We start from the raw sequence: 609 nt of genomic DNA, 5'->3' as shown, positions 1-609 counted from the left end.
CCCCGGACGGCGTCCGGATCTCCCCGCTGCAGCTCGCCGCGGACGACAACGGACGCCGCGAGGCCTCCCTTGAGCTGTCGGTGCGCAACGACAGTGACGACCCCCGACCCGGCATGGGCGTCACCGTGCGGGTTCTGGTCGGCGCCGAGCTCACCACCGCGGACACGGCGTCGGCCGGCCTCGGCTACCACGACGCGCCCATCGCACCGCATCGCACCGCCACGAGCACCGTCGACGTCTCCGTTCCCTCCCGCGCGGTCCCGGGCCCCGTGACCGTCGACGCGGAACAGCGCGGCGGGGACCGCGTCATGTTCGAGGGGGCTCTCAAGTGATCGGATCCGCCCCGGCCACGGCGCCCGGCCAACACCAAGCCGTCCAGAGAACCCGTCACGACGGGGGGACGGCTGGACAGAGCAAACGCATCCAGGCATCCGCACAGGTCACCGTCACCGTCGGCTCCGCCACGTGGGCGCAGGCGTCGGGCACGAAACCCTCCGAGGCCGCGGTCCGTACGGACGTCGTCGACGTGCTCCGGCAAGCCCTGCAGCAGGACGTCGTCCTGACGAAGGCGGGCGCCCGCATCGCCGTCAAGCCCGTCACCGTGCTCGA

General features: G+C 72.7%; 1 protein-coding gene and 1 pseudogene. Both read left to right on the top strand.

Features of this window, described 5'->3' with window-relative positions; all coding sequences use genetic code 11:
* Positions 1–332 (top strand): annotated as a pseudogene (locus RM812_RS42105) (hypothetical protein); the annotation flags it as partial.
* Positions 329–609, top strand: a 281-nt coding sequence (locus RM812_RS42100; RefSeq protein ID WP_311586285.1) for a hypothetical protein, incomplete at its 3' end; no start/stop codon positions are given. The pseudogene RM812_RS42105 and the gene RM812_RS42100, both read left to right, overlap by 4 nt.

Source organism: Streptomyces lancefieldiae (assembly GCF_031845825.1).
In the GTDB taxonomy this organism is placed as follows: domain Bacteria; phylum Actinomycetota; class Actinomycetes; order Streptomycetales; family Streptomycetaceae; genus Streptomyces; species Streptomyces lancefieldiae.
The sequence above is the reverse complement of the archived record's forward strand: the minus strand, read 5'-3'. Positions and strand labels throughout refer to the sequence as shown.